Genomic DNA, 20102 nt, shown 5'->3' with positions numbered 1-20102 from the left:
CCCGTGGATGACGTTGAGCCGCAATGCGGGGTGCATGCCATGCGCCTGACCGCCCTGGAACGGAGCTGGCTCGACGGCGCCGGCGGGCCGGCGCGGCAACGGGCGATGGACCTGCTGGTGCGCTATGGCGAGGCGCTGGGTGCGGAGCGGTTGGTCGAGACCCGCAACGTGGCCGGCACCTGGAATGCGGGCTCGCCCGGCGTGGCGCCGTTCGCCGAGGCCGGCGGGCTTGACGCCGTATTCTCCAAGTTCAACCTCGACGCCGACGACGTGGTGGAAACGCCGCCGATGGCGGTGCCGACCTGCCAGCTGATCCATGGCATCGATACCCGCCACGCCCACATCCACGGCGTCGCGGAGAGGAACGTGGAATGGCAGCGCCGGGCCGAGCGCTATTTCGGCGGCAAGGGCGTGGCCATGTTCAACACCTGCACGCCCTATCAGGTCGGCAACGTGCCGGTGAAGGGCGAGCATTGCGCCTGGATGGAAAGCTCGGCCGTGGTCTACTGCAACGCGGTGCTGGGCGCGCGTACCAACACCGAGGGCCGCGAGAGCACCGGCGCGGCCGCCATCACCGGGCGCATTCCCTATTGGGGCTATCACCTGGCCGAGAACCGCCATGCCACCCATCGCATCGAGGCCGAGGTCGAGATCGCCGGCATGATGGAATGGGGCCTGTTCGGCTATCACGTCGGCGCGGCCGTTGAGGAGGACATCCCGGTGCTGACCGGCCGCATCGCCCAGCCGCACATGATCGAACTGAAGCATTTCGGCGCGGCGGCGGCCTCGTCGGGCGGCGTCGAGATGTACCACATCCCGGGCGTGACGCCGGAGGCGCCGGACCTGGCCGCCGCCCTCGGCCCGCGCCGCGCCGTGCCCACCTTGCGCTATGGCGCGGCGGAGCGGGCGCAGGCCCATGCCCTGCTCAATTCCACCGCAAGCGACAGCGCGGTCGACCTGGTGATGCTCGGTTGCCCGCACAACGCGATCGAGCAGGTGTGGACCGCGGCACGGTTGCTGGAGGGCAGGCGCATTCACGCGAACACCGCCCTGTGGATCTTCACCCCGCGGGCGCTGCGCGACGCCGCCGACCTGGCCGGCTACACCGCGACGATCGAGGCGGCCGGCGGCTGGCTGATGAGCGACACCTGCCCCGCGATCGGCCGCGTGTTGCCTGCGGGGTGCAGGACCGTGGCGACCGACAGCGCCAAGCAGGCCCACTACCTGCCGGCGATCATGAACGTCGGCTGCTGGTTCGGCTCGGTCGAGGACTGCATCGACGCGGCCCTGACCGGGCGCTGGCGCGGCGGCCTGCGATGACGCAGACCGTCCTGCGCGGCCGCAAGGTGGTCGGCGGCGTCGCCGAGGGCGAGGCGCTGGTGACGCGCGACACCATCTCCGGCTGGGGCGGGCTCGACGCCCGCACCGGCACCATCATCGAACGGCGCCACGAACTGTGTGGCCAGAGCTTCGCCGGCAAGGTGCTGGTGTTTCCGGGCGCCAAGGGCAGTTCCGGCTATTCCCACTATTTCCATCTGGCCCGCGTGGCGGGGGTCGAGCCGCTGGCGATGATCTTCACCCGCATGACCGCCAAGGCCGCGCTGGGCGCGGTGGTGACGCGGGTGCCGGCGATGACCGATCTGGACGGCGACCCGTTCGCGCTGATCGCGACCGGCGACTGGGTGCGGGTCGACGCCGACGCCGGCATGATATCGATAACACGACGGGCAGCGGCACGGGTCGACCGGGGAGTAGAGCGACCATGACAATCGCAACCGAGCCGCTGACGCCGATCTTCGGCGCGGCGATCGCGGGCATCGACATCGCCGAGGTGCCGGACCCGGCCACTGTCGCCGCCTTCGACCGGCTGATGGATGCGCACGCGGTCTGCCTGCTGCGCGGGCCGGTGCTGGACGAGGACCGGCAGATCGCCTTCACCCGCGCCTTCGGCCCGCTCGACGTCGGCTTCAAGCAGGTGGCCGGCAGGAACCCCCGGCTGAAGCATCACGAGATCGGCGACATCTCGAACCTCGCACCGGACGGCAGCGTCGCCGCCCGCAGCCATCGCCGCATCGTCAGCAACATCGCCAACCGGCTGTGGCACAGCGACAGCTCGTTCCAGCGGCCGGCGGCGAAATACTCGATGCTGATGTGCGCGGTGGTGCCGTCCTGGGGCGGCGAGACCGAGATCGCCGACATGCGCGCGGCCTATGACGGCCTGCCGCAACGGATCAAGGCCATGCTGGGCGGGCTGGAGGCCGAGCACTACGCCCTGCATTCCCGCTTCATGCTGGGCGACGACGACTACAGCGCGGACCAGCGCAATGCCATCGCGCCGGTGCGCTGGCCGGTGGTGCGCACCCATCCCGGCTCCGGCCGCAGGCACCTGTTCATCGGCGCGCATGCGCGCTCGATCGTCGGCATGACCGTTCCGGAAGGGCGGATGCTGCTGGCCGACCTGCTGGAGCACGCCACCCAGCCCCGCTATGTCCATAGCCACCGCTGGACGCCGGGCGACCTGCTGGTCTGGGACAACCGCTGCACCCTGCACCGCGGCCGCCTGTTCGACCTGTCGGAGCCGCGCGAGCTGCGCCGCAGCACCACGCTGGACGTCGACGCGCCCGAGCTGGCCGCCTGAGCCGACCGCCGGCCGACCGGCCGCCTGCGCCGTTGCACATATTTAATTGCTCGCTTACGCTCTGGCCGCGCGGTCAGGCGGGAGGGGTGCGATGGCGTTCGGCGGATTCGGCAAGGGCACGCTGGATTTTCTGGCCGGGCTGTCGGCCAACAACAACAAGGCCTGGTTCGACGCCCATCGCCAGGACTACGAGGCGCATTTCGTCGGTCCGGCCGTGGCTTTCGTCGCGGCTTTGGCGGAGCCGCTGGCGAAGCTGGCGCCGCGGCTGAACGCCGAGCCGCGGATCAACGGCTCGATCTTCCGCATCAACCGCGACATCCGCTTCTCCAAGGACAAGACGCCGTACAAGGACCACCTCGACCTCTGGTTCTGGGAGGGTGAGCGCAAGACCGCGCTGTCGGGACTGTTCTTCCGGCTGACCGCGACCGAGATGATCCTCGGCACCGGCTGCCACGGCTTCGATCCGGCGCGGCTCGCGGCGTTCCGGCAAGCCGTCTGCGACCCGAAGCGGGGCCCGGCGGCGGCCAAGGCGGTGGCCGCGATCGAAAGAGCCGGCTTCACGCTCGGCGGCGCGCACTACAAGACCCTGCCGCGCGGCTTCGCCGCGTCGACCCCGGCGGCCGAACGCCTGCTGAAGCACAACGCCTTCTACGCCGTGCAGACCGCACCCCACCCGCCCGGCCTGGCCACGCCCGGCCTCGTCGACTGGTGCGTCGAGCGCTGGCGCGGCACCCTGCCGATCCACCGCTGGCTGGTCGAAAACCTGTCCTGACGCGGTTCAGGCCGACCGGGCCGCCCCCATTCGGTGGTGGGCCCGGCGCTGCTCCAGCGCCCGGCGGGTGACGCCGAGCAGCGTCGCCGCCCGGCCGAGATCGCCGGCGGACTGGTCCAGCGCCACGCTGACCAGCAGGTCGCCGGCCACCCGCGTCACCTCGCGCAGGCCGACCCGGCGCGCGACCGCCGCGTCCAGCGCGGCGCGGAAGCCGTCGTCCGGCCACACCGGCCCGGACTGCGGCCGGTCCTCCTCGGGCACGTCGCTGAGCGTGATCGGGCCGGCGCCGACGTGGCGCGGCGCGATCCGCTGGATCAGCTGGCGCAGGTCGCGCACGTTGCCGGGATAGTCGCGCCCGACCAGGAAATCGCAGACCAGCGGGTCCAGCGCCGGCGTGCCGTCCGGGCACAGCGCGCGCAGGAAATGCGCCGCGATCAGCGGGATGTCGGACCTGCGCTCGGCCAGCGACGGCAACCGGATCACGGTACCGGCGAGACGGTAGTAAAGGTCCGCCCGGAACCCGCCGGCGGCCACGGCGTCGTCGAGATTGCGGTTGGTGGCGGCGATCGGGCGGAAGTCCGTCTTCTGCCACGGGTTGCCGCCCACCTGCTTGTATTGCTTCTCCTGGATCGCGCGCAGCAGCTTCGGCTGCAGCTCCAGCGGCAGCTCGCCGATCTCGTCCAGGAACAGCGTGCCGCCATTGGCCAGCGCCAGCGCACCCCTCCGGGCACCGACCGCACCGGTGAAGGCGCCGCGCTCGTGCCCGAACAGCTCGCTGCCGCACAGATTGCCGTCAAGCGCGCCGCAGTCGACGATGATCAACTCGCCGCCCGCCCGCGCCCGGTCCAGGGTGTGCACCAGCCGCGCGGCCAGCTCCTTGCCGGTGCCGCTGTCGCCGATCAGCAGGATCGGCCCGTCGCCGAAGCGCGCCGCCTCGACCAGCCGCTGCAGGCAGCGCTGCCACGCCGGGCTGCGCCCGACCAGGTTGTCGCGAACCAGCCCGGACTCGACGATCCGGTCGATCTCGGCCCAATGGCGCAGCCGTGCCGCCAATGGCCGAACCACGGCGGCCGGCGCGCCGGCTACCATGTCGGCGACGATGAAATCGCTGGCCCCGCTGGCGAGCAGGTCCCAGATCAGCTTGGCCGGCACCGCCGGGTCGTCCACCGCGATCACGCACAGGCGCTGCGTCGCGTCCTGGCTGAGCGCGCGGACCCGCTCCGGATCGGCCGCCGCGATCTGGCCGACCAACAGCAGCCGCATCGCCGGACCCGGATCGTCGCCGTCCGCGACGACGAAGCCCTCGCCGTGCAACAGGTCGACAAGCGAGCGGACGAAACCCGGCGGCACATCGGTATCGGCCTGCAGCCAGACGGCTATGGCGTCACGCGTCATAGTGCTATCCAGGTAATTTCAGACATTCTCAAATCGAAAGGCCGACACAGCCTTTGCATATCCCGCGATATTGCGGCTGCCGCCGCGGTCGGCACTAGGAGCATTGTCACAAGCGATCATGACGAGTTGTTCAGACTCCGGCCGGGGCCGACGCGGTCTCGTCGGCCCCGCGCTGGCGATCAGCGCTTGTGCCGGTCGATGAATGCGATGTGACTGCCGGTCAGCTGCACGGCGGCATTGGCGAACGGCCGGTTGCTGCGGCGGAAGCGCCGCACATGGACGCCGACCAGCACGCGGCCGCCCATGCTGGAATGGCGCGTGACCCACACCGGGCTGCCGCTGTGGCCGCCGAGCGTGTCGTTGAAATACAGCAGCAGGCCGCCCGCGCCGTTGACCGAGCCCTTGCGCACGGTCAGGTTGAACGAGCTCCACTGCGTGCCCTCCGGCTTCGGGCTGCTGACGCTTCGGTCGTCGACCGGATAGCCGGACAGATTGACCTGCAGCGTGCCGGTCGCCTGCGGCAGCGCGCCGGTCCTGGTCACGCTGGTGCCAGTGCTGTCGCCGGCGCGCCGCGGCTCGCCCCAGAAGCCGACGCTGGCGCTGAGATCGCGGTCGATCCGCAGGATCGCGATATCCTTGTCGGTCGCGCTGCGCACGTCGGTGACGGTGCCGGCCGCGTTGCGTACCAGATAGCCGGGGAAGAAGAAGCGCGCCGCGCCGTTGGCGCTGGGGAACGGCTTGCTGCCGCCGTCGCGCCCTGGGTTGACGGTCACCTCGCGCGCCTTGGCCAGCCGCGGGTTGAAGCTGGCGGTGGGGCTGAGCACGCCGGCATCGACCAGGTCCTGCTTGGTCAGCACCAGGTTGTGCGCGGCGGTCAGCACGGTGCGAGGCGCGATCAGCGTTCCGGTGCCGCGGCTGGTGATATTGAACGTGCCGGCCGGCGTCGTGACCTGCGCGGTGGTCACCACCTGGCAGATGTAGCGGAACGGGACCTTGTCGGTGTCGCGGCGGCGCTTGCTGGTGTCGGAACCGATGATTTCGCTGTCGATCTCGAACAATTCGGCGATGGCCGGCGGCACATGCGTGGATGTATCGAACATCGTTCTGCCTCCTGAAGCCGCCGGACGGGCCGCAGGTGCCCGCCCGGCCGGAACAATTCAACGGGTAAGCGGGGTCGGACCGGGGATCTGCCGCCGGGCGGCCGCCGGCAGGCCGGCGCGCGAGGCGGGCGGCGGCAACGCGCCGGCACGCTTCTGGTTCGCCAGCCGCTTGCTCAGCAGGATGCTGGGCGGGGTCAGCGCAGCCGCGCGCTGGTCGGCATCGCGGGTCTCCGCCGCCAGGTCGACGCCGGTCGCCGCGCGATAGGCGTGGATGTAGTTCTGGATCTCCGACCGCCAGGTCACGGCCCAGGCGCTGGCGACCGCGGCGTCGTTGATCGCGCTCCACGCGGTGAACCGGATCGACAGCAGGATCTGCTCGCCGGTGGTGGCCAGGGAATTGAAAACCGAGATCGAGGTGTCCGACCATCCCTGCAGGTTCTTCATGGTGTCGACCCGGTCCATCCATGGCTCGGTGTACGGAACCATGGTGCGCCCGCCGAGGAACTCGCGGAACTCGGGCCGGCCGAGCAGCCATTGCTGCATCAGCATCTCGACCCGGCTCTGCCACGGCAGGTCGCCATACTGGTTGTGCGCGCCCTGGGCGAGCAGGACGTGGACCTCCTTCAGCGCGGTCAGCACCGGGAAACCGTCGGCGTCGACCTGCAGGTTGTTCACCTCCTTGAAGAACCGCGTGCAGGTGCCGAGCAGGTTGTGGAACGCCTCCACGAAGCGCGAGCGCCGGTCGACCGGCGCCATCTTCGGCGCCGCCTTGCCGAGCAGGTTGAGCCCGTAGTGGTGCTCGTACTCATAAGCCCGCCGGTGCACGGTCAGCCGGTTCTGCTCGTCCTGCAGATAGCCCCAGAACAGGTTGTTCAGGCCGCGCAGCGGGTCGATGGCGATATGCGCCAGCGGGTCGTTGAGGGTGGGGTTGCGGATGTTCTGGAAGCGCAGCCCGATCGCGTTCAGGGTCTGCGCCAGCATCCCCTCCTCGTGCCAGTACGACCAGATCAGCTCGATCATGCAGGGCATCGACAGACGGGTGCGCAGGATGCCGTAGCAGCCGCCGTCGCTGGCGCCCTGGGCACCGAGCACCAGGCCGTTCTTCAGCGGGATCTCGCCGAGGCGGCCGCGGATGATCTCGAAATACGGCAGCACCTTGGTGTCGCAGCTGTTGTCCATCGCGTCGAGGTAGCGGTCGCGCATGGCGTCGATCAGCGCCGCCGTCGGCACCGTCCCGTCGATCTCGGCCCCGTCGCGGTAACCCTGCCAGATCTGGCACGCCCGCGCGCTGTACTGCCCGCACTCGTGCATCAGGAAGCACTCGGTCGCCGCCTTCAGGATCCGGTACGAATCCGGGCCGTGCATGGAATAGAACCGGCGTTCGGCCCGGCACGGGTCGACGCAGTCCTGCTTGCCGCCATAGCCGCAGTCGAGCTCGTCGCGGCACAGGATGCCCTCCAGGTAGGCGCTGTAGCGGTTGAAGCCGATCGCCGCGGTCCGGTCGCGGATCACGTCCCACAGCAGGCGGTGCGGCACCAGGGCATCGGTCGACGACCGCAGCCTGACCCATACCGGGTCCTGCTCGGTGCCGAAGGACTGCGCCCGGCCGGGGCCATCGCCCGCCGCCGCATCGATCGAGCGGCCGGTGGCCAGGGTGGGCTCGGGCTCGCCGTCGCCCCCGTTCGCATTGCCGCCGGACGCTCTGCCGGTCTTCTTCGGATCAGCCATGGTCGGTCTCCTCGCTGGCGGCCGCTCAGGCCGCGTGGGTCAATCGGGGAAGAAGGGGTGACGGTGGCGGCGCCCGGGCCGCGGCCCTGGGCAGGTTGCGGTCGAGCGCCCAGCTGCCGAGCAGCGCCCGCACCAGCCGGCCCTCCTCGGCGGCGCCGAGCGTACCGTCGGCCCGGGCCTGCGCTGCCATCGCCACCGCCAAGGTCGGCTGGCGCGCGACCGTGGCCACTTCGCCCCGCCGCCACTTGGCGTACAGCCGGCGCAGCCGCTCGGGCTGGCGGTCGCCGACCGCCAGCGCCTCGCCGAGCGTCCGGCCGCGCAGCGCCGGTGCGCGGTGGCCGAGCATCAGCGCGACCAGCTGCGGGACGTGGTCGTCGAGCGCGTGCAATACCCGCCGCTTGCGCCCGGACAGGCCTTGCGGCGGATAGAGCCGTTCCCACATGTCCGCGAGCGCGGACCATTGCCGGTCGGGGAACAGCGCGCCGCCGATGGCAGCGCTGATCCGCACACGGATCCAGGGAAACGGGTGCGGGTCGTCGAGGCGCATACGGAACACGAACGGCCGCGGGATGCTGACCACGCCGATCAGGCCGACGGTGGAGCCGACGCCGAGGCGCGCCACCGACCACAGATCGGCGACGATCTCGGAAATGGTGCGCTGCCAGTAGTCCCAGGCCAGCGCCTCGTCGGGGGCATCGGCCCGCGCCGCGGCGATCGCGCGGCGCAGCGACGGCACCAGGTCGAGCAGGGCCGCGGCCTGGTGGCCGACCTCATGCACCAGCGACGAGCCCACCGCCGCGCCGATCATGCGTTCCCGCGGCACGCGGATGATCGCGACCGGATTGTCGCCGCCGCCGGGCAGGCGGGTGCGCGCCCGGCGGATCGCCGCCCCGATGCCGCGGTCGAGATAGGTCAACAGCGGCGGCGGCCGGTCGATCACGCCGGGGATGCTCAGCGCATCGCGCGCCAGGTGGTCGAGCCCGCCCAGCCAGATGCCGTAGCCGTGCTCGCTGCGCTGGGTGACCGCGTCGGCGAAGATGTCGAACTGGGTCAGCACCTGCTGGAATCGCAGCCGGATCACGGTGAACCGCCGCTGCGCCTCTGCGTCGCCGGCGGCATAGCCGCGCGGGCCGGTCAACCAGTCGAGATAGCCGTCGACCAGCGTGCGCAGGCCGGCACGGCCCTCGGCCAGGTAGCGGTCGATGCTGTCCAGGGCGGTGGCGTTCAGGCCGGCCGCCGGCACCATGGGCATCACCATCGCCAGCGGACGGACCTGCCGCAGGCGCATGGCGAGCGCCTTGGCTTCCTCGCCCAGATGGCGGCTGACTGTGCTGGACAGCATCGTTCGCGCTCCCCGACCTGGCCGGCCGCTCAGGCGCCGACCAGCACGATGCGATTGCCGCGGCGGAACCAGCGGCCGCTGGCCGCGCGCCCGCCGGCCGCAGCCGACATCCCGGCACGCCGGGCGAGGCCGGGCGCATGCTGGCGCGCGGCCGCGGTCAGGCCGGCCTTGGCGGCTGCCGTCGGCGGGCTGGTCCGCGCCCGCGCCGCGGTGGCGCGCGCGGCGGTACCGGCCAGCCGCACGAAGCGCTTGGCCACCTCGAACTCCTGGTCCTCCGGGCTCATGCCTTCGAGCTCCAGCTCGAACAGGCTGCTGGCGAAGCCGCCGACCTTGCCGCCGATGGCACCGCCGGCCGGGCCGCCGAAAAAGGTGCCGACCGCGCGGCCGGCCACCGGCAGGGCCTTCTTGGCGACGCCCTTCAGCGCGCGACCCAGCGTGCGGCCGGCGCTGGAGCGGGCAAAGCGGCGCGCGCCGCGCACCGCACGCTTGAACAGCTTGCCGAGGAACTGCTCCAGCTCCTCGTCGGACTGGACCTCCAGCAGTTCGGCCGCGAGCTCCATCTCCGTCGCCTCGTCGAACGGTCCGCCCGACCCGGCTTCGAACTCGTCGAATTCCTCCTCGTCGGACTCGAACACGATCTCGGCATCGTCGTCCGCCTCGGCCTCGAAAAACTCGTCGTCGGCCTCGAAGTCGAACTCGCTGTCGTCCAGCGCCTCGGCCTGGACACGATCGATGTCATGCATGGTCGTCGTTCCCTATCGCTGCTGCGGCGCCCCGCTGATCGAGTGCCGTGCCGCCAGGGTTACAAACGCCGTGCCAGTCTCTAACCTATTATTTTTGCGGGAACTTCATGCGTACAGCCGCGAAGCGCACTTCGCTTGTTCCGGGGCTGTAGGGGTGCGGCGCGAAGAGAGCTTCGCGGCCGGGGCGAGGCGGCGGGACTATTCCGCGGCGCGCGGCAGGTCGACGGGTTCCAGGCCGGCCGGCGGGCTGTGCAGCGCCAGTTCCTCGCGCAGCCGCTCGGTCTCGCCGGCGCGCGGGCGGGCGAAACGGGCCAGCAGCAGATAGGCGACCGGGGTCAGGTACAGCGTGAACAGCGTGGCGAAGCCAAGCCCGCCGACCACGATCCAGCCGATCGATTCGCGCGCCTCTGCCCCCGGCCCGCTCGACAGCACCAGCGGCAGCCCGCCGAGCACGGTGGAGACCATGGTCATCATCACCGGCCGCAGCCGGATGACGGCGGCGTCGTGAACGGCGTCGCGCACCGACAGCCCGCGGTCGCGCAGCTGGTTGGCGAACTCGACGATCAGGATGCCGTTCTTCGCCAGCAGGCCGACCAGCATGACCAGACCGATCTGGCTGTAGATGTTGATCGAGGTGCCGGTCAGCCACAGCGCCAGCAGGGCGGCGGCGATGCCGAACGGCACCGTCGCAACGATCACCACCGCGCTGGCGAAGCTTTCGAACTGCGCCGCCAGCACCAGCAGAACGACCAGGATGGCGATGCCGAACGTCACCTCGACCCCCGACGAGGTCTGGTCCAGCGTGGCGGCGTCGCCGAGGAACATCAGGTCGATGCCGGGCGGCAGCGTCTCGGCCGCCAGCGCCTGGATCGCGTCCATACCGGCGCGCAGCGGCAGATCGCCGGCCAGCGTGGCGGAAACCGAGATCGCCCGGCGCTGGCCCTCGCGGTCGAGGTCGGGCGCGATCGCGGTCTCGCGCAGGGTGACCAGCGACGACAGCGGCAGGATGCGCCCGCCGGCGGTCTCGACGTAGAGATTCTCCAGGTCGGTCGGGTCGTCGACCACGCCGGCGGCCGACTGCAGCATCACGTCGATGCTCTCGCCCTCGACGAACAGCGTGGCGACATCGTCGCCCTCGATCATCGCACGCAGTGCGCCGGCGACCGAGGCCAGCGGCACGCCCAGGTCGGCGGCGCGCTCTCGGTCGATCACCACCGACAGCTGCGGCTGGTTGGTGTCATAGGCGACCTGCAGCGATTCGAACACATCCGGCCGCGTTTCGGCCGCCGCGACCAGGGCATCGGCCGCTTCGGCGATGCGGCCGTAGTCGCCGCCGGTCAGGGCGAAGCCGAGCCCGCCGCCGCCGCCGCGAATGCCCAGGCTGTTCGGGCTGCGCAGGCCGACCTGCGCGCCGGGGATCGCCGACAGCGCCGGCCGGATCTCGGCCACGATCTGCTGCTGGCTGCGGCCGCGCGCCTCCCACGGCGCCAGCCGCACGATGACGAAGGCCGAATTGCTGGAGCCGCGGCCGACCACGGCGAACATGTTGGTCGCCTCGTCGCGGTCGATCAGCGGCTGCACGATGGCCTCGACCCGCTCGACCTGTCGGTCGGTGAAGTCGAGCCCGGCCCCCTGCGGCGCGGTCACGGCGATGAAGACGACGCCGCGGTCTTCCGCCGGCAGCAGCTCCTCCGACAACTGTGCCAGCACCGCCCAGGCGGCCAGTCCGACCAGCGCGCCCAGCGCCAGCGCCACGAAGGGCGCACGCAGGGCGAGGTCCAGCGTCGTCGCATAGAGCCGGGCCGACCAGCGGCCGACCGCCGGGAACAGCGCGCCGACCTGGGAATCGCCGCCCCGCTGCGGCAGGCGGGCGGCCAGCATCGGGCACAGCGACAGCGCCACTACCGAGGAAATGGTCACCGCCACCGCCAGCACGAAGCCGAACTCGGTGAACAGGCGGCCGGCAGTGCCGGGCAGGAACGAAATCGGCACGAACACGGCCGCCAGGGTGGCGGTGGTCGCGATCACGGCGAAGAATACCTCGCGCGTGCCGATCACCGCGGCGGCGCGCGGCCGGGCGCCGAGCCCGCGCTGGCGGATGATGTTCTCCAGCACCACGATGGCATCGTCGACCACCATGCCGGTGGCCAGCACCAGCGCCAGTAGGGTCAGAATGTTGACGGAGAAGCCGAGCAGCCAGATCGCCGCGACGGTGCCGATCAGAGCCACCGGCATGGTCACCACCGGGATCAGGGTGGCGCGGGCTGACCCGACGAACACGTAGATGACCGCGGTCACGATCAGCACCGACAGCAGCAGCGTGCGGGTGACCTCGGTGATCGCGCCCTCGATGAACACGGCGTCGTCGGACGACTTGTCGATCCGCACGTCGGGCAGGCTGCGCGACAGCTCGGCGATCGCGGCGTCGACCGCGGTCGAGATCGCGATGGTGTTGGACTGCGCCTGGCGGATCAGGCCGAGGCCGATCACCGGCTGGCCGTCGAGGCGGACCGAGGAGTTGCGGTCCTCCGGTCCGAAGAACACGCGGGCGACGTCGCCGATCCGCGTGCGCCGGTCGATGCCGATCGCCTCGATCTCGGCCGGCGTGGCCACCGCCGCGTCGGCCCGAACCACCAGTTCCTGCGACGCGGTCTCCAGCGTGCCGGCCGGGATGTCGAGTGCGGCGTCGGACAGGGCCTCGGCCAGGTCGCCGAGGCCGAGCCCGCGGCTGGCCAGCGCGAACGGGTCGACCACCACCCGCACCACCCGCGCGGTGTCGCCGTAGACCTGCACGTCGGCGATGCCGGGCACGGCCGCCAGCCGGTCGGCGATCTCGTTCTCGACCAGGTCGGTGAGCGCGGCGGCGTCGCGCGTGTCCGAGGTCACCGACAGCCGCACGATCGGCGAGGAGTCGGCGTCGGCCTTGACCACACTCGGCGCCTCGACGTCGTCGGGCAGCTCGCGCTCGGCCCGGCCGAGCGCGTCGCGGACGTCCGCCGCGGCGATGTTAAGGTCGACGGAGGGGTCGAACTCCAGGGTCACGCGGCTGCCGCCGTAGTCGCTGTTGGAGCTGATCGAGACGATGCCGGGCACGCGGGCGACGGCGCCCTCGATCACGCCGGTGACCTGGGTGTCGACCGTCTCCGGCGACGCCCCGGGATAGGACGCCTGCACGGTGATCACCGGCCGGTCGACATTGGGCAGCTCGCGGATCTCCACGCCCATCAGGGCGGCGGCGCCGGCGACGATGATCAGCAGGTTCAGCACGATCGCCAGCACCGGACGGCGCACGCCCAGCGAACTGACGTCCATGCGGTCGTGGATCACGAGGCGGGCCGCGCCGCGGCGGCGTCGCCGGCGGGGCGCTGGCCGGCCTCCTCCACCGGGCGTCCCGGGCGCAGCCGCTGGGTGCCTTCGACCACGACCCGGTCGCCGGCGACGAGCGCGCCGTCGACCAGGATAGTGCCGGCCGTGCGCTCGACCAGCGACACCGGCACCTGTTCCACCGTGCCGTCGGCCACCCGCCAGACATAGGGACCGTCGCGGCTCCACTGCACCGCCATTTCCGGCACGCCGGGATACTGCGCCTCGGCGAACGCCATGGTGACGGCGAAGGACATGCCGGCGCGCAGCCGGTCGTCCGGGTTCGGCAGCGTCGCCTGAACCGGCAGGGTCCGGCTCTCGGGGTCCAGCCGGCTGTCGATCGCGGTGATGCGGCCGGCGAACACCGTGCCCGGCATCGCCGTCGTTTCCGCGCGCACGTCCTGGCCCAGCGCCACCTGGGCGGCGAACCGCTCGGGCACCTCGAAGCGGATCAGCAGCGCGCTGCGGTCGTCGATTGTGGCAATCTCGGTGGTGGTCGTCACCCGGTCGCCCTCGGCCACGTCGGTCAGGCCCATCACCCCGGCGAAGGGTGCCAGCAATGTGCGCCGCTCCAGCGCCAGCTCGGCGGCGGCCAGGCGGTTGCGGGCCTCGGCCAGCGCGGTGCGCGCCGACTGCGCGGCGCTGGACGACACCGCGCCGGACGGCAGCAGCTGGTCGTTACGCGCCACGGTGCGCTCCTGCTCCTGCACCTGCAGGCGTGCCAACTCGACCGCCAGCGCCTCCTCGGCGTCGTCGAGCGCGATCAGCGGGTCGCCGGACTGCACCGCCTCGCCGGCGGTGAACAGCACGATCTCGACCTCGCCGGCGGCCGCGGGAAAGAGCGTGACCGAGCGCAGCGCCTCTCCGGTGCCGACGGCGCGCAGGATCTGGCCAGCCGACGCCAGCGCCACCGGCGCGGTGACGACCGGTGCGCCGCCGCCGCGGCCGCCGCGCTGCTGCGCACCGGCGCCGCCGTCTTCGTCGCCGGACGGCGGCTCGAACAGCAGCCAGCCGGCCGCACCGAGGCCGCCGATGACCGCCACGCCGACCAACTGGCGCCACCACGACGCCGCACGCGGCCGTGCGGCCGCGCGCATGGCCGGCTCGTCGCTCTCACCTCGCACTGTGCGCCTCAATGCCGCCGACCGTCGCCCCGGGCCCATCCGTCCTGCATGATACGGCCGGGCCGTCGCCTTCCTGCGCGCAAATCGCAGTCAGCGCGGCGACTGCGTTCAGCTGACGAACTCGCAGCGGGTCCACACCTCGCCAGCCTCGGTCCAGGACCCGATCATGAGGCGCAGGTTCTGCTCGTTGAGCAGGGTCATGAAGATCTCGGTGCCCGCCGCGGCCTCGTTTTCCGGCACCACATAGGCGAAGGCGTGCCGGTCGTAGGCGCCTTCGGTGGCGGTGCCGGCCGGCGTGACGATCTGCGGGCCGCGGATGCTGAACTGGGCGCCGTCCTTGCACCAGTCGCCGTCGATCGCGTCGGCGCGGGCGGCACCGGCCGCGACCGCAGCCAGCGCGACACCGAGGGCAAGGGCAACCGGCCGAACGTGCATGGCGAGCCTCCCGCTGCGAGCCAGAACCGAGACGATCATTCCACAGCGGCGCGGGGCCGTCATCCGCCACCCGCACAAAGTCGCGTGAAGGGTCGCCGTCCATTGCAGCCCTACAATCCGCGCGTTGACTTGCGACCGGGGCCCCGCCCAGGGTGGGCGCCCGCAGAACCGGACGACGCGCCATGTTCGACCTCGCCCAACTGGAAGCCGCGGCGACCCTGGTCCGCACCGCGATGCCGCCGACTCCGCAATATGCCTGGCCGCTGCTGGCCGAACGCGTCGGCTGCGAGATCTGGGTCAAGCACGAGAACCACACGCCGACCGGCGCGTTCAAGGTGCGCGGCGGTCTGGTCTACTTCGACGGCCTCGCCCGGTCGGGGTACACGGGCGGCGTGATCAGCGCCACGCGCGGCAACCACGGCCAGAGCCTGCCGTTCGCCGCCCGCCGCCACGGCATCCCGGTCACGATCGTCGTGCCGGAGGGCAACAGCCGCGAGAAGAACGCGGCGATGCGGGCTCTGGGCGCGACGTTGGTCGAGTACGGGCGCGATTTCGACGCCGCCCGCGAGCACGCGCAGGCGCTGGCCGAGGCGCACGGCCTGCACATGGTGCCTGCATTCCATCCCGATCTGGTGCGCGGTGTCGCGACCTATGCGCTGGAGCTGTTCCGGGCCGTGGCGGACCTGGACACGGTCTACGTGCCGATCGGGATGGGGTCCGGCATCTGCGGGCTGATCCGCACGCGCGACCTGCTGGGATTGCGGACCCGCATTGTCGGCGTGGTCGCCCGCGGCGCACCCGCCTATGCCCGCTCGTTCGCTGCGGGTCGCGTGGTCGCAACCGAATCGGCCGACACATTCGCCGACGGCGTCGCCTGCCGGATGCCGAACCCGGACGCGCTGGCGATCATCCGGGCCGGCGCCGACCGCATCGTCGAGGTGACGGACGCGCAGATCGCGCAGGCGATCGCGGTCCACTACACCGACACCCACAACCTGGCCGAGGGCGCGGGCGCCGCGGCGCTGGCCGCGGCCATGCACGAAGGCGACGCCGTCCGCGGGCGGCGCATCGGCACCATTCTCAGCGGCGGCAACATCGATGCCGCGCTGTTCCTGTCGCTGGTCGGCCCGGTTCTGACGGAAGGGACGAAGGGGGCAATGGCCCAGGTTCGGTAGGCCCGGAAACGGCCGCCGCCGTGCGCGCCGGCGGCGTTACAACGCGTTAAGCGGCCGAGCCGAGGGCGGTCTTGGCCCCGTTGTCGGCGGACAGTGCCGACTCCACGATGTGCCGGAACTCGTCCAGCGACACCGGCTTGACGATGAACGCCGTCGCGCCCGCGGCATAGGCCTGGCGCTGGGTGTCCTCGTTGTTCATGCCCGTCACCACCAGCATCGGGGTGTCGGCATTCGGGCCGGTGCCGGCGCGGATCCGGCCGATCATCTCGATCCCGCCGAAGCGCGGCATGTGACAGTCGGTGACGATCGCGTCGAAGCGCTCGTTCTGGGCGGCGAGATAGCCGGCGCCGCCATCGCTGGCGGCAATGCTGGACCAGCCCAGCAGCCAAGCATAGTCGCTCAGCACGCGGCGCATCATCTTGTCGTCGTCGACGATCAGTAGTCGGGGGGCCTTCTTGCTCACGGCGTCCTCACGAATTCCAGCAAAGGCATTAAAACGGTTTAGTTGGCCGCGCGCCATCGATGTCGCGGCAGGCGCGGTCAGTTCACCGCATCGCCGGCGACGGGCCGCAGACGGACCGACAGCTCGTCCAGAAAGGCGCGCTCGTCGGCCCTGGCTTCATCGGACATGCCGGACATCAGGGTCGGGACGAAGGTGTTGGCATTGTCGACACACCACGACTCGATCAGGCTTGCCAGGCCGAGCGTCGACCGCCGGAAGGCGAAGTTGCCGCCTTCGCCGGTGTTCGGCCCGCCCTGGGTGCGCCGCAGCCGGTCGGCGGCATCGAGCAGAGTGGCATAGAGCGTCAGTGCCTCACGGGGCGTCATCGTCGGTGCATCCTTGTGCGTTGTCGTCAGAGGCGGACGGCGGGTCGCGGGGCTGATCCCCGGCCGGACCGGTTCCGTCGGCGGTGTTGCATCGGCTTCGCTTGCGGTCGCCCTCCCGAGCCGGCCATGGCGATGTGGCCTTCTGGCGAGACTGGCGAGCCGACCGTTGCGATGCCGGACATTTGCCCTCACGCACGCCCTTTTTGAAGTACGTACGGTGTTGTAACGTCCGGCAATGCGCAGGCGTAACGTGTGCAATGCGGCGGCGTTCCCGGACTACCGCTTTTTCAGGTTGGACCGGTGACCGATCCGTCCGCCGTGGATGCGACCGACGAGGAGGTCCTGCAGGCGCTCGCCGAGCTGCTGGGCTCCAACGTCTTCCAGACGAATTCGCGGCTGCCGAAGCTGCTGCGCTACCTGGTCACCAACACGATCGACGGCCGCGGCGACGCGCTGAAGGCCTACACCATCGCCACCGAGGCGCTGGGGCGCGGGCCGGATTTCGATCCGACCAGCGACAGCATCGTCCGGGTGGAGGTGAACCGCCTGCGCCAGAGCCTGGCGCACTACTACGCGACCGAGGGAGCGGATTCGCGGATCCGCATCGAGATCCCGAAGGGCCAGTATCGGCCGCTGTTCGCACGGATGGAGCCTGAGCCGGAGCCGGAGCCGGCAGCACCGCCGCAGCCGGACGCGTCGTCCCCGCCCCCCGCCGCCCCCCCGCCGCCGGTGCGCCAGCGCCGGCACCTGCTGTTCGCGCTGGCCGCGGCCGGCGTCGCGGCCGTGGCCGCCGTGGCGGTCGCGCTGGTGCTGCTGTTCGGCGAGGGCGCAGGCGAACAGAGCGAAGCCACCGCGTCCGCAGACGCCGCCGGCGAGACCGCGCCGGCTGCGCCGGATCGCGGCCGGCCGCATGTCACGGTCCGGCCCGCGTTTCCGCGAATCTTCACGCGCCCTGCCGACGACGATCCGCTGGTCGCCGGCTCGGCCGCCTCGATCGAGGACGTGGTCGCGAAATTCGCCAACGTGCGGGTCGTCGTGCAGGCCCCCGGCGCGGCCGCCGACGAGGCGCCCTGGCCGGAGGACTACGAGATCCAGATCACCACGCAGGGCAGCAGCGACCGGACGTCGGTCTACCTGCGCATGGTGCACGTGGCGTCCGGCGAGCTGGTCGAATCGCGCGAGCTCACGCTCGACGACCCGGCGCAGCGCGCGCTCACCCAGGACCAGACCGCCGCACTGCAGGGCTTCGCCGCCTCGCTGGTACGCCGAGGCGGTGCGCTCGAGCAGGACTATCGCCGGCGCGGCGACTATTCGCCGACGATGCGCTGCGTCCTGCTCGTGCTCGACTATTTCCTGCATCAGACCGCCGACGCGCATCTGGCGGCGCGCACCTGCGCCGAGGACGAGATCGCGACCGGCAACCGCGAGCCCTATCTCTACGTCGCACTGTCGCTGCTCGGCACCGAGGAATATGTCGACGGCCACAACCCCCAGCCCGGCGACCCGCTGGCCCGCGCGCTCGATGCCGCGCTGTCCGCCACCAGCCGCGATCCGAATTCCTCGCTGGGCTACATGGCGCAGATGCTGGTCTATTCGCTGATGGGGGACGTCAACGCCACCATCCGCGCCGGCGACCAGGCGCTGGCCCTGAACCCCTACGACCCGGACATCCTGGCCAGCTACGGCCTTCGCCTGGCCTATTTCGGCCGCACCGACAAGGCGCTGCCGATGCTGGAGCAATCCGATACCGAGCAGCCGACCGCCTCGCCGTGGCGGACCTATGGGCTGTTCCTCGCCTATTACCTGCAGGACGACCGCGACAATGCGATCAGCCGCGCGCTGGCGCTGGCCAGCGCGTCCGACCCGCAATACATGGCGGCACACGCGATCGGGATCTTTCTCAAGGGCGAGATCGTGCAGGCACAAGCGCTGCTCGGCGAGCTCGACGCGGCCTACCCCGCTTTCGCCAGCGACCCCGCGGCCTCCTACCGCAAGCGCCAGCTGGCGCCGGCATTGATCGACCGCCTCGTCGGCGACCTCGACGCCATCCGGGCCGGCCAGTCGCCCGACCGGCGCCAGTCCGCGCCGTCGCCGGCCGCCGAGCCGGTCGACGTGTTCGCGCCAATGCTGGCCGGGACCCGGCCGTCGCTGCCGCGGCTGCTGATCGTGCCGGGCGATACCGGACCCTCGGTCTCGCTCGCGCTCGCGTTCGAAGGCGCCGCCGCCCGCTTCGAGAACGTCCAGGTGGTCAGCATCGGCGCCGACGAGACCCGGCGGCTGGCGATCTGGCCCGAGGACTACGTGGTCACCGTGTCGGCGATTCCCGGCCCCGGCGGGATCAGCGCCTGGGTGCGCGCGGTGCATGCGGGAAGCCGCGAGCTGGTGATGTCGCGCGACTTCGCGGTGCCGACGCTGGGCACCGACAGCTTCGAATATGGCGGCGACCTCGCCATGCAGCAGGCCGCCGCCGATCTGGCGCGCCGCGACGGCGCGATCGTGCAGGACTATCGCCGCCGCGGCGATTTCACCTCGACCATGCGCTGCCTCTACGCCTTTTCCGACTACCTCGAGGTGGCGAGCCGGCTGCGCCGCCAGGCCGCGCTGGATTGTGCGGTAAACGAGATCAACAACGGCAGCCGCGAACCCTATCTGCACGTCATGCTGGCGGTGGTCCACCTCGACGACTTCGACAATGGCGGGCAGGCCGGCGACGACGCGCTGAGCAACGGCCTGCGCGAGGCGCAGGCCGCGGTCCGGCTGGATCCGAATTCGGCCAGCGGCTACTTCGCCCAGGCCTGGGCCTACGCGTTGATGGGCGACACCGAGGCGATGGCGCGGATGACCGCGCGGGCCATTGGGCTGAATCCGTTCAATGTCGAGGTCCTGACCGGCGTCGGCGTGCGTATGGCCGAGGACGGCCGGTTCGAGGATGCCGTCCGCCTGCTGTCGCGGGCGGAGCAACTGCAGCCCACCGCCGACCGCTGGCGCGACTATGCGCTGTTCCTGGCCAATTACGGGTTGGGCGAGATGACCGAGGCCGTCCGCAAGGCGCGCGAGCTGCTGGGCTCCGACGAGCCGCTGCACATCGCCGCGCGCGCGGTGGCCGCCGTGCGTTCGGGCAACGGCAGCCTGGCGCAGCGCATCGTCGGCCAGCTGGTCGACGCCGACCCGACATTCGCCGACGACCCGCGCGCGCCCTACGCGCAGCGGCGCTACGACACGGGCCTGGTCGACCGGCTGGTCGCCGACCTCCGCCTGGCCGGTCTGCAGGACGGCGGCGCCGACTGAGAGGCGGCCGGCCGCGAAAACGCGGCCAAGCTCCTGAAAAATAATCCGTAAAGAGCCAGTGCCTCGAGTGAATACCCGACACTATCTTCGCACGCCATATCTTTTCCTACTCATTGAGCCGCATTCAGCAAATACAGTAGACGAGTATTTGTTACTTCCATTTGGTAATTC

The 20102-nt window shown here is 71.2% G+C and carries 16 protein-coding genes; 6 read left to right on the top strand and 10 right to left on the bottom strand.

The genetic code is table 11. The features are described from left to right. The first annotated feature begins 39 nt into the window (after positions 1-39). From R3F55_15035 to R3F55_15020, 4 genes are all read left to right on the top strand, one after another. The gene (locus R3F55_15035; protein MEZ5668724.1) at positions 40-1320 is read left to right on the top strand and encodes an aconitase X catalytic domain-containing protein; all 1281 of its coding nucleotides are present in this window, start codon (positions 40-42) and stop codon (positions 1318-1320) included. Beyond that, positions 1317-1766, top strand: coding sequence for a DUF126 domain-containing protein (locus R3F55_15030; protein MEZ5668723.1), 450 nt, complete (start codon positions 1317-1319; stop codon positions 1764-1766). Before R3F55_15035 ends, R3F55_15030 begins: the two co-directional genes overlap by 4 nt. After that, the gene (locus tag R3F55_15025; protein MEZ5668722.1) at positions 1763-2638 is read left to right on the top strand and encodes a TauD/TfdA family dioxygenase; all 876 of its coding nucleotides are present in this window, start codon (positions 1763-1765) and stop codon (positions 2636-2638) included. The genes R3F55_15030 and R3F55_15025 overlap by 4 nt, the downstream gene beginning before the upstream one ends. A gap of 91 nt (positions 2639-2729) precedes the next feature. Next, positions 2730-3410, top strand: a complete 681-nt coding sequence (locus tag R3F55_15020) for a DUF2461 domain-containing protein (GenBank protein ID MEZ5668721.1) — start codon at positions 2730-2732, stop codon at positions 3408-3410. Between the two features lie 6 nt (positions 3411-3416). Here R3F55_15020 and R3F55_15015 read toward each other — a convergent pair whose 3' ends face one another. The 8 genes from R3F55_15015 to R3F55_14980 form a co-directional block, all read right to left on the bottom strand. After that, a complete protein-coding gene (locus R3F55_15015; GenBank protein MEZ5668720.1) occupies positions 3417-4805 on the bottom strand; it encodes a sigma 54-interacting transcriptional regulator in 1389 nt (462 codons plus the stop codon). Positions 4806-4984: 179 nt separating this feature from the next. Continuing rightward, positions 4985-5905, bottom strand: coding sequence for a hypothetical protein (locus tag R3F55_15010; GenBank protein ID MEZ5668719.1), 921 nt, complete (start codon positions 5903-5905; stop codon positions 4985-4987). Positions 5906-5962: 57 nt separating this feature from the next. After that, entirely contained in the window at positions 5963-7633 is a 1671-nt protein-coding gene (locus tag R3F55_15005; GenBank protein ID MEZ5668718.1) for a hypothetical protein, read from the bottom strand. 25 nt (positions 7634-7658) lie between these two features. Further along, on the bottom strand, positions 7659-8975 hold the full coding sequence (locus tag R3F55_15000; GenBank protein ID MEZ5668717.1) for a hypothetical protein: 1317 nt from the start codon (positions 8973-8975) through the stop codon (positions 7659-7661). Positions 8976-9004: 29 nt separating this feature from the next. Continuing rightward, complete coding sequence (locus tag R3F55_14995) at positions 9005-9718, bottom strand: hypothetical protein (GenBank protein ID MEZ5668716.1); 714 nt, start codon at positions 9716-9718, stop codon at positions 9005-9007. Between the two features lie 198 nt (positions 9719-9916). Further along, positions 9917-13030: an efflux RND transporter permease subunit gene (locus tag R3F55_14990; protein MEZ5668715.1), complete on the bottom strand. Its 3114-nt coding sequence runs from the start codon at positions 13028-13030 to the stop codon at positions 9917-9919. A gap of 11 nt (positions 13031-13041) precedes the next feature. After that, the gene (locus R3F55_14985) at positions 13042-14178 is read right to left on the bottom strand and encodes an efflux RND transporter periplasmic adaptor subunit (protein MEZ5668714.1); all 1137 of its coding nucleotides are present in this window, start codon (positions 14176-14178) and stop codon (positions 13042-13044) included. Between the two features lie 135 nt (positions 14179-14313). Continuing rightward, entirely contained in the window at positions 14314-14640 is a 327-nt protein-coding gene (locus R3F55_14980; protein ID MEZ5668713.1) for a hypothetical protein, read from the bottom strand. A gap of 182 nt (positions 14641-14822) precedes the next feature. Between R3F55_14980 and R3F55_14975 the strand changes: the two genes are divergently transcribed. Next, a complete protein-coding gene (locus R3F55_14975) occupies positions 14823-15815 on the top strand; it encodes a threonine dehydratase (GenBank protein ID MEZ5668712.1) in 993 nt (330 codons plus the stop codon). A 46-nt stretch (positions 15816-15861) separates the two neighbouring features. On the opposite strand, the gene R3F55_14970 is transcribed toward R3F55_14975, so the two are convergent. After that, positions 15862-16278 (bottom strand): response regulator, encoded by a 417-nt coding sequence (locus R3F55_14970; protein ID MEZ5668711.1) that lies wholly within the window; start codon positions 16276-16278, stop codon positions 15862-15864. Positions 16279-16355: 77 nt separating this feature from the next. Next, the gene (locus tag R3F55_14965; GenBank protein MEZ5668710.1) at positions 16356-16643 is read right to left on the bottom strand and encodes a hypothetical protein; all 288 of its coding nucleotides are present in this window, start codon (positions 16641-16643) and stop codon (positions 16356-16358) included. Positions 16644-16943: 300 nt separating this feature from the next. Here R3F55_14965 and R3F55_14960 point away from each other — a divergent pair, with 300 nt between their 5' ends. Next, a complete protein-coding gene (locus R3F55_14960) occupies positions 16944-19931 on the top strand; it encodes a hypothetical protein (GenBank protein MEZ5668709.1) in 2988 nt (995 codons plus the stop codon). The last annotated feature ends 171 nt before the right edge of the window (positions 19932-20102 follow it).

It is taken from the genome of Alphaproteobacteria bacterium, assembly GCA_041396705.1.
In the GTDB taxonomy this organism is placed as follows: Bacteria; Pseudomonadota; Alphaproteobacteria; order CALKHQ01; family CALKHQ01; genus CALKHQ01.
This window is presented reverse-complemented; position numbering and strand designations above follow the sequence as displayed.